This window comes from Kordia jejudonensis (genome assembly GCF_001005315.1).
Taxonomy (GTDB): domain Bacteria; phylum Bacteroidota; class Bacteroidia; order Flavobacteriales; family Flavobacteriaceae; genus Kordia; species Kordia jejudonensis.
The window spans coordinates 93,397-107,500 of record NZ_LBMG01000004.1; the positions used below are offsets into that span (position 1 = coordinate 93,397).

Sequence of the window (14,104 nt, forward strand, 5' to 3'; positions counted from 1 at the left end):
TTATAAGGTATAAGTATTGTTTTCTGTTAATTTTATTTTTTCTGCTTCCAAAAGTAATTGAATAATTGCTAATATAAGCTGCTCACGATAGGGTAATGTTTCACAAATTTCGGTAGAAGTCATCGAATTTGTTTTTAATATTTTTAAAACATCGTCCCGAATTAATAATTGCAATTCGCTATCAGGCGATGTTTCTTTTTGTGTTTTACACACAGAACAAATACCACATGGCTTTTTAGCAGTTTCGCCAAAGTAGGAGAGTAGTTGAGTATTTTTGCATACTTCTGTATTTTGAACATAATCAATAACTGCTTTGATGCGCTTTTTTTTCAATTCATTTTGATGCACCACATCTTTTGCGATCGGATGAATAGTTTTGTCATCTTCACGCGAAACTAAAAACGTAATTTCTGCATCTGTCTGTAATTCTTCCAACTGTAACACTTCATCTTTTGCCAATTGTTGAATAGTCTCGTTGATTTTTACTTTTGGCAATCCTAATTTTTGAGCTAAATAGGTTGTGTTGATGTTTATTTTTTGTTCAAAAACACCGCCATAAGTTCGTAAAATGGCTTGTGTAATTAAACTCAAATTTGGATGTTTGTCCAAATAATTCATCAAATTGTATTGATCTAGGATGAATTTAATGATGGTTTTTCGATGAAAATTTTGTGATAGTTGTAAAATACTATGTCTGTCTAATAATTGTAATGCAGCGAATGTTTTTTGTGTGGGAAATTGATATGTTTTGCAAAATTCGTGAAAAGGAAGCGCATGTTTTGTATTATACCCTTCGCCATACGCTACTTGAAAAAAACTGCATAATTTTCTAAATACAAGTTTTAGGAAATCAACTTCGGGTAAATTGTGTATAAATTGTTGTTGTAATTGTTTGCCATCATTTTTATCAGTTAAAATAATTGCGTTTGCATATTCGCCATTTCGTCCAGCACGTCCGGCTTCTTGGTAATAATTTTCTAAACTATCAGGCAGTTGAATATGAATAACGTTTTTTACATCTGGTTTATCAATTCCCATACCGAAAGCATTGGTGGCAACGATCGTTTGTACTTTTCCTTGCAACCAACTTTGTAAAGCACGTTTTTTCTCTTCTGACGAAAGTCCACCATGAAAATATAAACTCGTGAATCCTTTGCGCTGCAATGCTTCGTGAACCTTTACGGTATTTTTCCGATTGCGAACATATACAATACATGATTGTGGATATTTGCGAACTGTTTTTTCAATCGTTAGAATTTTATTTTCAGTTTCTAAAACGGTATAGGCTAAATTTTCACGACCAAACGATTGTTGAAAGTGTTGTACATCTTTTAGGTGTAAATTGTCTGAAATATCTTTGACCACTTTGGAAGTAGCGGTAGCTGTGAGCGCAATGCAAGGCACATTTGGAAGCAATTCGCGAAGTGTATGAATATTTCTGTATGCAGGACGAAAATCGTTTCCCCATTGCGAAATACAATGTGCTTCATCTATAGCAATTAAATTTACAGACATTTGTTTGATGCGTTCCTGAATAATTTCTTGCTGAATACGCTCGGGCGAGATATACAAAAACTTATAATCGCCATACATACAATTGTCGAGCAAGTTGCTAATTTCTTCATTTTTCAATCCGCCAGTAAGTGCAATTGCTTTAATTCCATTGGCTTTTAACGTAGCGACCTGATCTTGAATGAGTGAAACTAAAGGCGAGATGACAATGCAAATTCCGTCCATCATCAAGGCAGGAATTTGAAAACAAACCGATTTTCCGCCACCAGTTGGTAACAACGCTAAGGTGTCTTTTTGTTGCAGTACTGCTGCTATAATTTCTGCTTGCAACGGACGAAACGAAGTATGTCCCCAATATTTTTGTAAAATCGCAAGCGGCTGATTCATTAGTGGTTTTTAAGTGTATTCAGTATAAAGGCAACACGTTCAGAAACGGTGCCGAAAGGAACATCAATTAGTGTATAACCGAAACTTTCATACGCTGAGGTTAAGTATTTCTGAATTTTTTCAGCTTGTTCAAAACTTTCGTAACGTTCGTTATCTTGCTCATAAATATCTTTCCAAGGCGCTAACATAAATGCTATATCATACGTGTGATTTTTGCAGGCTTCTCGGAACATTTCAGGATAGGTGTCGCCCGTGTAATCCATATATGCAGCAACATCAGGAATTCCTCTATCGTAAAAAGCATAGTCAGCCTCAAGTTGTTCAGCAGCTTTAAATTGTTCAATTCTTCCTTTTAATAACAATTCGCTGAACAATAATGGTTGTGTTAGAAATAATTGTTCAATGCCTTGTTTTTGAGCGGCGGCTGTAACTTCACGAGATATTTCATGAAAACACGTATATCCTTTTTCTTCTAATGCAGTAATCAACGTAGATTTTCCAGTACCTGGACCACCGATGATGAGTATTCTTTTTGTGTTCAATCTGAATATTTTATTTCACAAAATTACACAAATTGTAAGGAATATGAAAGTCTTCACATCGCTTCGCTCAATTGAAAGATTCAAGATTCAAAAATTCAAGGTTCAATGTTCAAGCCAGTAGAAACTTTAAAAAAACACTTCAAAAATTGATTGATAGTATATAATTAGAAGATTCAAAGATTCAAAGATTGAAAGATTGAAAAATCAAAACAGCACTGCTATAACAAAGCAATCTAACAATCCAACAGCGTCAGCGATCTACAATTCTAATTTTCTAAAACAAAACATTCCGCGTATCTTTGCAATTCAAAAGAAAAAAGAAAAAATGAGTTCAAAAAACGATCCTCAAGCGTTTTATAGCAAGTTAAAAGTACAATTAGACGAAACAACAGAATTTCCAGCATTATATATGTACAAATTCATAGTGCCTTCTGATGAACAGAAAATAAAGCAAGTCCACGAAATATTTGATAATATTGGTGCTGTAATTGATACAAAACAGTCTTCAAAAGGAACGTACACAAGCGTTACTATTACCGTAAATATGAAAAGTGCCGATGCCGTAATTGAAAAATATAAGGAAGCAAGTGCAGTTGAAGGCATAATTTCTTTATAATCAACCGTATTTTATAGATTTTTTTACTATTTTGCAAGCACAAAATAATCTTCACGAGAACTTTATTTTACTTCAATATTTACCTTACAAACAAATTTCATTTTGATTGACCAGTTAGAGTATAACACAGAGCGGAAACGATTGATTATTCCTGAGTATGGACGACATATTCAAAAAATGATCAACCATGCGATAGAAACAGAAGATGTAGAAGAACGTAACAAAATTGCAAAAGCAATTATTGGCGTTATGGGGAATTTGCAACCGCATTTACGCGATGTTCCAGATTTTCAACACAAATTATGGGATCAGTTATTTATTATGTCTGATTTTAAACTCGATGTTGATTCTCCATTTCCAAAACCTTCCCGCGAAGTATTGCAAGAGCGTCCTGAACCTTTAGGATATCCTCAGAATTTCCCAAAATATCGTTTCTATGGAAATAATATTAAGCGAATGATTGATGTAGCAAATAGTTGGGACGAAGGCGAAATGAAAGTAGCCTTAGAGTACGCTATTGCGAATCATATGAAAAAATGCTATCTCAACTGGAACAAGGATACAGTAGAAGATTATGTGATTTTTAAACACTTGTTGGAACTAAGTAATGGAAAAATTGACTTAGCCGCAAGAGATGAAGACTTATCGGAAGCTTCAAACCTTCTGAAACAAAAGAAAAAGTTTTCAAACAACAACAACAAAAATCAACAACGAAACAATAAAAATCGTAGTAACAGAAAACGTTACTAACAAATTCAGTACTATATTTTATGGGGACTTTTAAAATTGAAGGTGGTCATCAGTTAAAAGGAAGTATTCAACCACAAGGAGCTAAAAATGAAGCGCTACAAATTTTATGTGCGGTTTTGTTAACTCCCGAAAAGGTTACAATTAGCAACATTCCTGATATTGTTGATGTAAATAAATTGATCATGCTTTTAGGCAACTTAGGTGTGAAAATTCAAAAAAATGGACCAGGATCCTATACATTCCAATCGGATGACATCAATTTAAAATACTTAGAATCAGAGCAATTCAAAGAAGAAGGACGCGGATTACGTGGTTCTATTATGATTGTTGGACCTTTATTGGCTCGCTTTGGAAAAGGATACATTCCAAAACCTGGTGGAGACAAAATTGGTCGTAGACGATTGGATACACATTTTGAAGGTTTTATAAAACTAGGCGCAACGTTTCGCTACAACCGAGAAGATTATTTCTATGGTGTAGAAGCTAAAAAGCTGAAAGGAACATACATGTTGTTGGATGAAGCTTCTGTAACAGGAACTGCAAATATTGTCATGGCAGCTGTCTTAGCAGAAGGAACAACTACGATTTATAACGCCGCCTGCGAACCGTATTTACAGCAATTATGTAAGATGTTAAATCGCATGGGTGCGAAAATAAAAGGTGTCGGATCAAACTTATTAGAAATTGAAGGTGTTGAAGAACTAGGCGGCACAGAACACAGAATGCTTCCAGATATGATTGAAATCGGAAGTTGGATTGGTTTGGCTGCAATGACACGTAGTGAATTAACCATCAAAAATGTAAGTTGGGACGATTTAGGTCAAATTCCAGATGTATTTAGAAAATTAGGAATTACGGTTGAACGTAAAGGTGATGATATTCACGTACCAGAACACAAAGATGGTTATGAAATTCAAAATTATATTGACGGTTCTATCTTAACAATATCCGATGCACCTTGGCCAGGATTCACTCCAGATTTATTGAGTATTATTTTAGTCATTGCTACACAAGCACGCGGAAGCGTCTTAATACATCAAAAAATGTTTGAAAGTCGTTTATTCTTTGTGGATAAATTGATTGATATGGGCGCAAAAATTATTTTATGCGATCCACACAGAGCAAGCGTTATTGGACACGATTTCAAATCGCAATTAAAAGCTACAACGATGGTTTCTCCTGATATTAGAGCTGGAATTTCATTATTAATTGCCGCATTATCCGCAAAAGGAACATCGACGATTCACAATATTGAACAAATAGACAGAGGTTACGAAAATATAGATGAACGTTTACGCGCAATAGGAGCGAAGATTGTTCGTTTGTAATTTCAAACTATATAAAATAACATAACAAGACTATCTGAAAAGTAACATTTTAGATAATCTTTTTTTATAAATATAATTAACGTCGTTCGATTTAATTGAGTCTATTCAGATTTATAATTAAGTTTATAAACTCTCTACTAAAAATCACATTTTCAGTTTTTTATTTTCATTTTAGCTCATATGACTTTATTTCCTTAAATAGGAATTCGTGAATCTTCGATTTCTTTGCTTTCCCAAAGAATACTGAATCAAGTTCAGCACAGGCATCAACAAAAGAAAGGGAACTTTTAGTTCATATCATTTACATTTTAAATTTAAGTATTCATGAATGCACAGCATTTCCAGAGGTATTTTTAGTTTTTCATTCTGGAAAAAACTAAAACTGCATGAATTTTTCTAAATTTTTTAGTTCACTATCTCTTACTTTAAATCAAGGAGTTCATGAATCTTCGATTTCCAAGGCTTCAAAAATTTTGACGAAAAACCCCTGCTATACTGCGGAAAAGAAAAGTATCAAACTAAATTTTACGCCGAATTCACGTTAATTATATAAGTTATTGAAAAACGTATAACGAACAGTTTTAATTTTTGGTAATCATAATCTCTACACGTCTATTGGCACTTCGATCTCTGCGTCCTTTTTCTGGAAAGTACAAGGGAGACGTAAACGCATAACCTTTGTACGTTAGCCGATTTTTATCAATGCCTCTACTAATGAGGTATTTGTATATAAACTCAGCTCTATCTACCGAAAGTGAAATGGTTCCCGTATCCGTATTTAACGCATCTGAATCGTCATTGCCACCACAACAAACATGACCTTGAACTTCAATATGAACTGAGGGATTTCTTCTTAAAAATTGAACCAATCGCTCCAATTGTTTTTTTGAAGATTTTATAAGTGTAACTCTTCCTGTTTTGAAATTAATTTTACCCAATTCATACGATTTCCCAACTTCGAGTTCGCTTATCGGAATGGCGTAAATATTTTCTTTTCGTTTGGTAATTTTCGGTTTATGATCGTTTATAGAAACAATGATGGAAACTTTACGATGTTTTTTTACACCTACACGATCATTTTTTGAAGCAGTACTCGGAAGTTCGCCTTTTGCTTCTTTTTTGATACTATTAATTAACGATTTATAAGAAACTTCCAAATAATCAGCAACGGCAGTAGCTCTGTTTTTAGATAATTCTAAATTGAAGTCTTCCGTATCAACAAAATCAGTATATCCTTTAATCAAGAAATTGTAGGTTTCCGTAGTATCTAAAGTAGTTATGTGTTCCTGTATTGTTTTTTGATGTGTTTTTGAAAGTTCATACTTTCCCAAATCAAAATAAATATCAAATTCAATATTTTGCGCAGCACAAAAAGAAAATATGAGAAAAGATATAATGGATAAAAATGGTTTCATTTGTGCTGTATTTGGGATCAAAAAGGTACAAAATTAAACCAAAAAAATAAGGATAACTAAATATTAGTTATCCTTACTTGTTTTAAAATAAGTTGGACTTACTTTTGTGAGTCCGGTAAAATAACCTTATTAACAACATGAATTACACCATTCATTGCCTAAAACATCAGTGATAAAATCACCGGTTGTGTTGTATAAGTTTTTAATTATTTTTACGTTACCAATCGTTTTTTGAATATTATAACTGTGGTAAGATTACTTTAGTTACTACGTGGATTACACCATTTGCAGCCTGAACATCAGTAACAACAATGTCACCCATTCTTCCGTTTGCATCTGTAAATGTAGCTCCTCCAGTTGTGTTGATTGTAAAGCTGTCTCCTAATGTATTAACCGTCATACCGTCTGTTAACGTACTTGCTAAAACATTACTTCCTGCTATTACGTGTGTGTTTAAAGTCGCTTCTAATGTAGCTGTTGCTATATCTCCTAATCCCATAACTCCTAGTTCTCCTAATAAGTCAACAAATGCTTGATCTGTTGGAGCAAATACAGTAAATGGAGCTGGTGAAGTTGTTGAAGATAATGTGCTTACATAAGTAAACGAGTTCTCTCTAGTTAACGCTTGTACTAAGATTCCAAAAGTTGCATCTGCTGTTGCAAATGTTACTACAGTTGGTAATTCAATTACACTATTTACGGCATGAATTACTCCGTTGTCTACAGAAATATCAGCAGTAGTTACCATTGATTGTCCGTTTAACATAACACCTGATGTTGTGTTTACATACATATTAAGGTTGTTACCTGTAGTTGCTTCTTCAGCAAGTGTTTCAATGTAACCTGTGCTTAACGAAGCGGCATTGTTTGTTCCTGCTACAACATGGTTTAATAGTACTTGTGTTAATACATCTGTTGGTACGTCATCTAAGCTAGCAAATCCGTTTGCGCTTAAGAAGACATCAAATGCAGCATTATTAGGAGCAAATACTGTGTATTCAGTTGTTCCTGCTAATACTGTTGTTAAATTAGTACGCTGTAAAGCTACTAATAATGAACTGTAATCAGAATTCGCTACTACGAAATCTGCAATGGTGTTGCTTTGAACAGCTATTGTGTTGTCATCATCACTACATGAAGTTAAAGTGAATAGTGAAATTACGATAGCCATTAAGATTGATGTTGTTTTCTTTTTCATAACAATTTTTTTATTTAACGATCGATACAAATATACATATTTTTGTTTAGACATTTTTAATAAAGATTAAACAAATCGTGTTAATTGTTTGTTAAAGTAGCGCAAAGGTTAAACAAAAAACACCTTGATTAATTGTTAATCCCTTGTTTATAAGTAGTTAAGCAACGTTCTCTTGCAAATTTGTGTTCTACTATTGGAGTAGGATAGGTGAGCTCTTGATAATCTGGAACCCATTTTTCGATGTATGTATGTGCTTTATCAAATTTTTGAACTTGCGATGTTGGATTGAAAATTCTGAAATATGGAGAAGAATCGCAACCTGTACCTGCAACCCATTGCCAATTTCCAACATTTTGTGCCAAGTCAAAATCAAGTAATTTTTTAGCAAAATAAGCTTCTCCCCATCTCCAATCAATCAGTAAGTGTTTGCACAAAAAGCTTGCAGTGACCATACGAACTCTGTTGTGCATATATCCCGATTCATTCAATTCGCGCATACCAGCATCTACAATTGGATAGCCAGTTTTTCCTTCGCACCAAGCTTTGAAATCTTCTTCATTGTTTCGCCATTGAATTCCATCGTATTTAGATTTAAAATTTTGTGTTACAGATGTTGGAAAATGCCACAGAATTTGCATAAAGAACTCGCGCCAGATTAATTCTTTTAAGAATGTATTGTTTTCAGGTTTAAGACCTTCTTGCACACATTTCCGTACGCTAATCGTTCCAAAACGTAAGTGTGGACTCAGTTTTGAAGTACCATCAATTGCTGGAAAGTTTCGTGTTTCTTCGTATTCTTCAATAATAGTTTTGGTCATCTGATGCGGAAGTACTTTGACACTCGATTCAGTAAAACCAATAGTTTCTAATGATGGAAAATCAAAGGTTAGTTTTGCAAAATTTTCATAGTGTGAAGCGCAATCAATGCTCTTAAAATCTTCATCAGTTAAGTTAGAAAGCCATTTTTTTGAATACGGCGTATATACAGTATATGGTTTCCCATCAGCTTTTACCACTTCAGCACGTTCAAAAATCACTTGATCTTTAAAGGTGTTGAATTCAATATTTTTTGAAGCTAAAAAAATACTGATTTCTTTATCTCTTGCCGTTGCATAAGGTTCATAATCATGATTGGTGTATATGGCAGAAATAGAATGCGCCGCGACCAATTCTTTAATGACTTCCATGGGATGTCCATGTTTTACTAGTAAAGACGAATTGTGTTTTAGTAATGTAGTATGTATTTTTTGTAATTCTTCATGAATGAAATTTACACGTGCATCATCTTTAGGTAATTTATCTAAAATATCTTTATCAAATATAAATAAAGGAATTACTTTTTTACCAGAAGTTAATGCGTTATATAATCCAACATTATCTTCAATTCGTAAATCTCTACGGTGCCAGAAAATTACATAATTATCCTTCATAAGTTCCAAATAGTTCAGTTAGTTTTTTAGTACGGTATTCAAATATTTCTTTCAATTTTGGTTTCACTATGATAGGATGAAAAAGTCTTCCAATGAAACCCAATGGAATTTTATAGTCAATAATATCTTCCATTTCTACACCACCAGGAATTTCTTTGATAAAATGCTTGTGATGCCACATCGTATAAGGTCCAAAACGTTGTTCATCAACAAAATAGTGTTGGTGTTTTACATGTGTAATTTCGGTGACCCAATGTGTTTTTATGTTTAAAATAGGAGTGACAATGTATTGGATTATTTGTCCTGGATACATGGGGCCAATATCTTCTGTTAGAATATCAAAACTCATGTAATCAGGAGTAATGGTTTTTAAATTCTTTGGATCCGACAAAAAATCCCATGCCTCTTCAAGAGATATGGGAAAATTTTGTTTGCTGTGTAATCGATACACAATTCCTTTTGTGCTAAATTTTTGCATCATAAATTAATTGTTAAGTAAAATATAGCCGTTCAAGGATGTAGCTACTATGAGCCATATTAAGTAGGGCAGTATAAATAAAGTATATATTTTTAATTCTTTTTTAAATTTGAATGTGATATAGGCAATTAATAACAAAAGTAAAAGTAGATTCAACATGCCCAACGCAATAAAGTGCTGGTTAAAAAAGATGTATCCCCAACTTACATTTAGCACAAACTGAATGGAGAAAAGAATAACAATTTGTGTATCTTTTCTAAATTCTGTCAATTTTGCCATATAAATGGAAAAACAAATCATTACTGTTGTCCACGCTAAACCAAAAACCCAACCTGGAGGTGTCCATGGCGCTTGTTGCAAATTTTGATACCATGGTAAAGTTGGTCCGTCATTCATTAAAATGTTTCCGATACCAAGTGCACCAAAATTTACAATTAAGAATAGTAAAAGGCGTAGAAAAAATTTCATTTGTTATAATTTTAGACTTACAATTCCACAATCGAGTGTAAATATTTGTCCTGAAACAGAACGCGATTTATCAGAAATTAAAAAATCAGCCATGTCAGCGACTTCTTTAGGTTCTAAAAATTTCTTTAAAGGATGACGTTCAGTGATGTTTTCAATCATTTTATCATTTCGTAACAACTTACTCGCCAAGTCAGTATTTGTAATTGTCGGTGCAATTGCATTGACACGAACCGTTGGAGCCAATTCTGCTGCTAATGATTTTACCAATCCTTCAATTGCAGATTTTGCTGCAGAAATACTTGCATGAAACGGCATTCCTAGTTTGGTAGCAACCGTGCTAAATAGCACAATATTCGGATTGTTCCCGTTTTTGAGTACGGGTAAATATTTTTGAATTGCTTTCACCGCACCAATAACGTTGATTTCATAATCATTCTTAAAGTCTTCAATTTTTAACCGTGAAATAGGTTTTAAATTGATACTTCCAGGACAATATACCAAGGCGTCAATTGATTCAATATCAGGTAATTCGTCGGTTAAAATATCACACGTATAATGTGTAAAATTTGAAGCACTAATAGTTGGATTAGAACGACTTATGTTGATAACATTGTGATGTTCTAATTGTGCTTTTACGATTTCGGCACCAATACCTTTACTGCCTCCAATAACTAGTATGTTTTTCATTTGTATAGCGTATTTTTTTATATAAAGTAATGCGCAATAGTACTAGTAGCAAACACTTCTAGTACTATTGCGCATTGTTTGGGGGATGATTTATTTTAAACGCTTCTCGTACTTTCGTTTCAAAGTCGTTAATCTTTTCATCACTTCCATGATAGAAGGATCTTTCTTTTGTTTGTAAATTTCGTTTAATCCTAAGATTAATCGTTTTGCTTCGCGTGAAGCTGTAATCTTGTCACTTCTTGATATGAACTTTGTATTTTCAAAGGTCATCACGTCTGAAAAAATAGGTGCCATAATTTAATTGTTTAAAAAATTTTGTAATTCTTGTATTTTTTCTGGAGTATTAAAAACTCCACCATAATAGGAAGTAATTGTTGTAGACGAATCGTCTTTTACGCCTCTCGATGAAACGCACAAATGTTTCGCATCAATAATTACCGCAACATCTTCAGTTTGTAAAATTTCACGCAATTCCATAGCAATCTGATTCGTAAGTCGTTCTTGAACCTGAGGTCGTTTTGCGTAATATTGTACAATTCTGTTAAGTTTCGATAGTCCAATTACTTTACCGGAAGAGATGTAAGCTACATGCGCTTTTCCCATAATTGGAACAAAATGGTGTTCACAGTTTGAATAAAACTGGATGTTTTTCTCAATTAGCATTTGGTTGTATTGATACTTGTTGTCAAACAAGGCAACTTTTGGCTTATTTTTTGGATTTAATCCTGAGAAAATTTCTTCTATATACATTTTAGCAACTCGCGAAGGAGTTCCTTGTAATGAGTCATCTGTTAGGTCTAATCCTAAAGTTTCCATGATTTCAGAGAAATGATACGCAATTTTTTGCTTCTTCTCTTCATCAGAGATTTGGAAAGCATCTGAACGCATGGGAGTTTCCATACCTGTAAGTAAATGCTCGTCTCCAACTTCTTCATAACTGAAACCATTTAGAGAAACGTCATTGCCATTCAGGTGATTTAAAACGTCAGCAGTTTTCATATATTTTTTGTTGTTTAATAAATTCTTTATAAAGTTAAACAAAATAAAATTTAAATAAAAGTTTGTTGTATAAAAATTTTTATACTTCCATAAATAAAAATTATAGTGTGTTTAACGCTTGGAGATTTTGTTGTTATTTATACTTCTTTGTCGTGAACACTTAAAGCGTCCTTGCAAAAAATCACGTTTTTTTTCATGCTTTGTTTTTCTGCCTGAAACGCGCTTTCGCCAAAGTTTGAAACTGGAGCGTTTCATGTTTTTTCGCATTAAGTCAATAACTTCTTGTTCTTTGAGTCCAAATTGAAATTTGATGGCATCAAATGTGGTACGATCTTCCCATGCCATTTCAATGATTCGGTCTATTTGTCTAGGATTTAAGTCGTGCATTATCCGTAATATTCTGTAGTGTTTAGTATTTCATTTTTCTGAGAAACCATCTTTTGGATAAAAGATTTATTTTCTACGAAGAGTTTATTTTTTTTGAATTGAATAAAATTACCATCTGCATGAATACTAAAGAATGATGAAGTGTAAATATTCAATTTATAATAAGGAATGATCCATGAATAGCTTTCAAGCTTTTTGTGAATGTGAACGATGATTCCTTTTGGTCGCAATTCAATATTTCCGTAATTTAAATCATCAACGGTGTTTAAATATTGTTTCAATTTTGGACTTACATCATGAACAATCATTCGTTTCGAACCAATTCCTTTGAGTTTGATACGTTTTAGTAATGGAAACGTTTCACCTAAATGTGTAGCAATGAGTTTTTCGGTTTCCTTGTCTTTGTATGTAGTTTTGACAATCATTACGAACTTTTTTTACGATTTGTTAGCGTATGTTTTTTTAAGATTCTAAAGTTTTCTTCAATTACTGTATTTTCATCTTTCATGTGCCATAAAATATCACTCGCACGTTTTCTAGTTTCTTGAAGATTTACAATAGGCGCAGGATAATCTCTTCCAATTATGAAATCAGCCATTTGCTGTTCCATAAAGGTCATTTTTGAAGGCTCGTGTACAAAATGTGTATCCAATTCGGCAAGTTCAGGAACCCATTTTTTAATAAAGATACCTTCTGCGTCATGTGTAATACTATTTTTTATAGGATTGTACATGCGTAACATATTAATTCCTGTTTCGCCAGCTTGCATTTGAATTTGCGGAAAATGAATCCCAGGTTCAAAATCTAAAAAGTATTGCGATAATATGATCGCAGCTTTTTGCCACGGTTGCCATAAATTGTGTGTAAAGAATGAAACAATTAAGGCGCGCATTCTAAAGTTTAGATATCCTGTTTCTTTTAGGCAACGCATGCAAGCATCAACCAATGGAAAACCTGTCAAGCCATTTTTCCAAGCTTCAATATATTGCTCCGACACTTGTTTTTTGAGTTTGTGATATCCTTTGTTTAAACTCAAAAACTCCATTTCGTCCTCCATTTCAAATTTTTGGATAAAATGTGCTTGCCAACGCAAACGTGAGCCAAATGCTTCCATTTGTTTTTTGTGGATATTTTGTTGAATACAGCGCGTATTTTCTTGTAATACTTGGCGTACGGATAAATTTCCCCAAGCCAAATACGGAGACAAACGACTGCAACTTCTTCTAGAAAGTAGTGGTTTTGAAATATGATTAGCATAGTTTTTTCCACGATCTTTAAAAAATGAAGTCATATATTTCATCGCCATGGTTGTTCCTCCTTTTTGAAAAGGTGTGTTTGGATCAGTTTCTAAACTTGGAACATGAAAAAAGGTAGCTAATTTTTCAACTTCTTCAATTGTAAATAATTGTCCTTCTTTAGGCGCAAAAGGTACTAATGGAGTTGACATAAAATCTTCCCACTTTTCAATCCAGTCAGAACGATCTTGCAAACCTCTAAATACACCATTGTTGATGTTTTCAACCCAAGTAATCATATTATTCGCTAAAAAACGTTTCAGCATTTTATCACGATCATAGGTAATTTTTATTCCCGTTTCTTGGTGTGAGTATACGTGTGTTATTTTATACGTTTCTTGTATAATTTGTATTGCTCGGTTGATGTTCCCTTGTTTTATAAGTATTTTACTATTGTATGGTTTTAATGAATTGTTCAGATCTACGAGTGATTCTTTTATAAAATTCCAATGGCGTTCACTGTAATGCGGATCATGTAGCAATGCATCTTCAAAAACATATAAGAGCAATGTTTTTCTTCCTGACTGCAACGCATTGTATATCGCTTCATTGTCTTGAAGTCGTAAGTCGCGCTTTAGCAGAACAACATTGATGTCTATTTTGTTTCCCATA

16 protein-coding genes are annotated in these 14,104 nt (G+C 33.4%); 3 read left to right on the forward strand and 13 right to left on the reverse strand.

Annotated features, from left to right (window positions below):
* Both AA089_RS03140 and AA089_RS03145 read right to left on the reverse strand, forming a co-directional pair.
* A complete protein-coding gene (locus tag AA089_RS03140; RefSeq protein ID WP_046755458.1) occupies positions 1-1,899 on the reverse strand; it encodes a RecQ family ATP-dependent DNA helicase in 1,899 nt (632 codons plus the stop codon).
* Complete coding sequence (locus AA089_RS03145; protein ID WP_046755459.1) at positions 1,899-2,441, reverse strand: AAA family ATPase; 543 nt, start codon at positions 2,439-2,441, stop codon at positions 1,899-1,901. Before AA089_RS03145 ends, AA089_RS03140 begins: the two co-directional genes overlap by 1 nt.
* Before the next feature lie 325 nt (positions 2,442-2,766).
* On the opposite strand from AA089_RS03145, the gene AA089_RS03150 reads away from it, so the two are divergent.
* The 3 genes from AA089_RS03150 to murA all read left to right on the forward strand — a co-directional run bounded on the left by AA089_RS03150 (position 2,767) and on the right by murA (position 5,135).
* A complete protein-coding gene (locus AA089_RS03150) occupies positions 2,767-3,057 on the forward strand; it encodes a DUF493 family protein (protein ID WP_046755547.1) in 291 nt (96 codons plus the stop codon).
* Positions 3,058-3,159: 102 nt separating this feature from the next.
* Positions 3,160-3,807, forward strand: a complete 648-nt coding sequence (locus AA089_RS03155; RefSeq protein ID WP_046755460.1) for a DUF4290 domain-containing protein — start codon at positions 3,160-3,162, stop codon at positions 3,805-3,807.
* 20 nt (positions 3,808-3,827) lie between these two features.
* A complete protein-coding gene (murA, locus tag AA089_RS03160) occupies positions 3,828-5,135 on the forward strand; it encodes a UDP-N-acetylglucosamine 1-carboxyvinyltransferase (protein ID WP_046755461.1) in 1,308 nt (435 codons plus the stop codon).
* 581 nt (positions 5,136-5,716) lie between these two features.
* Here murA and AA089_RS03165 read toward each other — a convergent pair.
* The 11 genes from AA089_RS03165 to AA089_RS03215 all read right to left on the reverse strand — a co-directional run bounded on the left by AA089_RS03165 (position 5,717) and on the right by AA089_RS03215 (position 14,103).
* Entirely contained in the window at positions 5,717-6,550 is an 834-nt protein-coding gene (locus tag AA089_RS03165) for an OmpA family protein (RefSeq protein WP_046755462.1), read from the reverse strand.
* A gap of 238 nt (positions 6,551-6,788) precedes the next feature.
* Complete coding sequence (locus tag AA089_RS03170) at positions 6,789-7,748, reverse strand: fasciclin domain-containing protein (protein WP_046755548.1); 960 nt, start codon at positions 7,746-7,748, stop codon at positions 6,789-6,791.
* Positions 7,749-7,876: 128 nt separating this feature from the next.
* A complete protein-coding gene (locus tag AA089_RS03175; protein ID WP_046755463.1) occupies positions 7,877-9,178 on the reverse strand; it encodes a cryptochrome/photolyase family protein in 1,302 nt (433 codons plus the stop codon).
* Entirely contained in the window at positions 9,168-9,659 is a 492-nt protein-coding gene (locus AA089_RS03180; protein ID WP_241479966.1) for an SRPBCC family protein, read from the reverse strand. Before AA089_RS03180 ends, AA089_RS03175 begins: the two co-directional genes overlap by 11 nt.
* 3 nt (positions 9,660-9,662) lie before the next feature.
* A complete protein-coding gene (locus AA089_RS03185; protein ID WP_046755464.1) occupies positions 9,663-10,124 on the reverse strand; it encodes a TspO/MBR family protein in 462 nt (153 codons plus the stop codon).
* A 3-nt stretch (positions 10,125-10,127) separates the two neighbouring features.
* A complete protein-coding gene (locus tag AA089_RS03190) occupies positions 10,128-10,811 on the reverse strand; it encodes an SDR family NAD(P)-dependent oxidoreductase (protein ID WP_046755465.1) in 684 nt (227 codons plus the stop codon).
* A gap of 90 nt (positions 10,812-10,901) precedes the next feature.
* Entirely contained in the window at positions 10,902-11,105 is a 204-nt protein-coding gene (locus AA089_RS03195; RefSeq protein WP_082113184.1) for a hypothetical protein, read from the reverse strand.
* 3 nt (positions 11,106-11,108) lie between these two features.
* On the reverse strand, positions 11,109-11,810 hold the full coding sequence (folE, locus tag AA089_RS03200) for a GTP cyclohydrolase I FolE (RefSeq protein WP_046755466.1): 702 nt from the start codon (positions 11,808-11,810) through the stop codon (positions 11,109-11,111).
* A 111-nt stretch (positions 11,811-11,921) separates the two neighbouring features.
* Positions 11,922-12,197 carry a TIGR03643 family protein gene (locus tag AA089_RS03205; RefSeq protein WP_046755467.1) on the reverse strand — a complete coding sequence of 92 codons (276 nt, stop codon included), beginning with the start codon at positions 12,195-12,197 and terminating at the stop codon, positions 11,922-11,924.
* The gene (locus tag AA089_RS03210) at positions 12,197-12,622 is read right to left on the reverse strand and encodes a hypothetical protein (protein WP_046755468.1); all 426 of its coding nucleotides are present in this window, start codon (positions 12,620-12,622) and stop codon (positions 12,197-12,199) included. The genes AA089_RS03205 and AA089_RS03210 overlap by 1 nt, the downstream gene beginning before the upstream one ends.
* Entirely contained in the window at positions 12,622-14,103 is a 1,482-nt protein-coding gene (locus tag AA089_RS03215; protein ID WP_046755469.1) for a cryptochrome/deoxyribodipyrimidine photo-lyase family protein, read from the reverse strand. Before AA089_RS03215 ends, AA089_RS03210 begins: the two co-directional genes overlap by 1 nt.
* Position 14,104 lies beyond the last annotated feature (1 nt).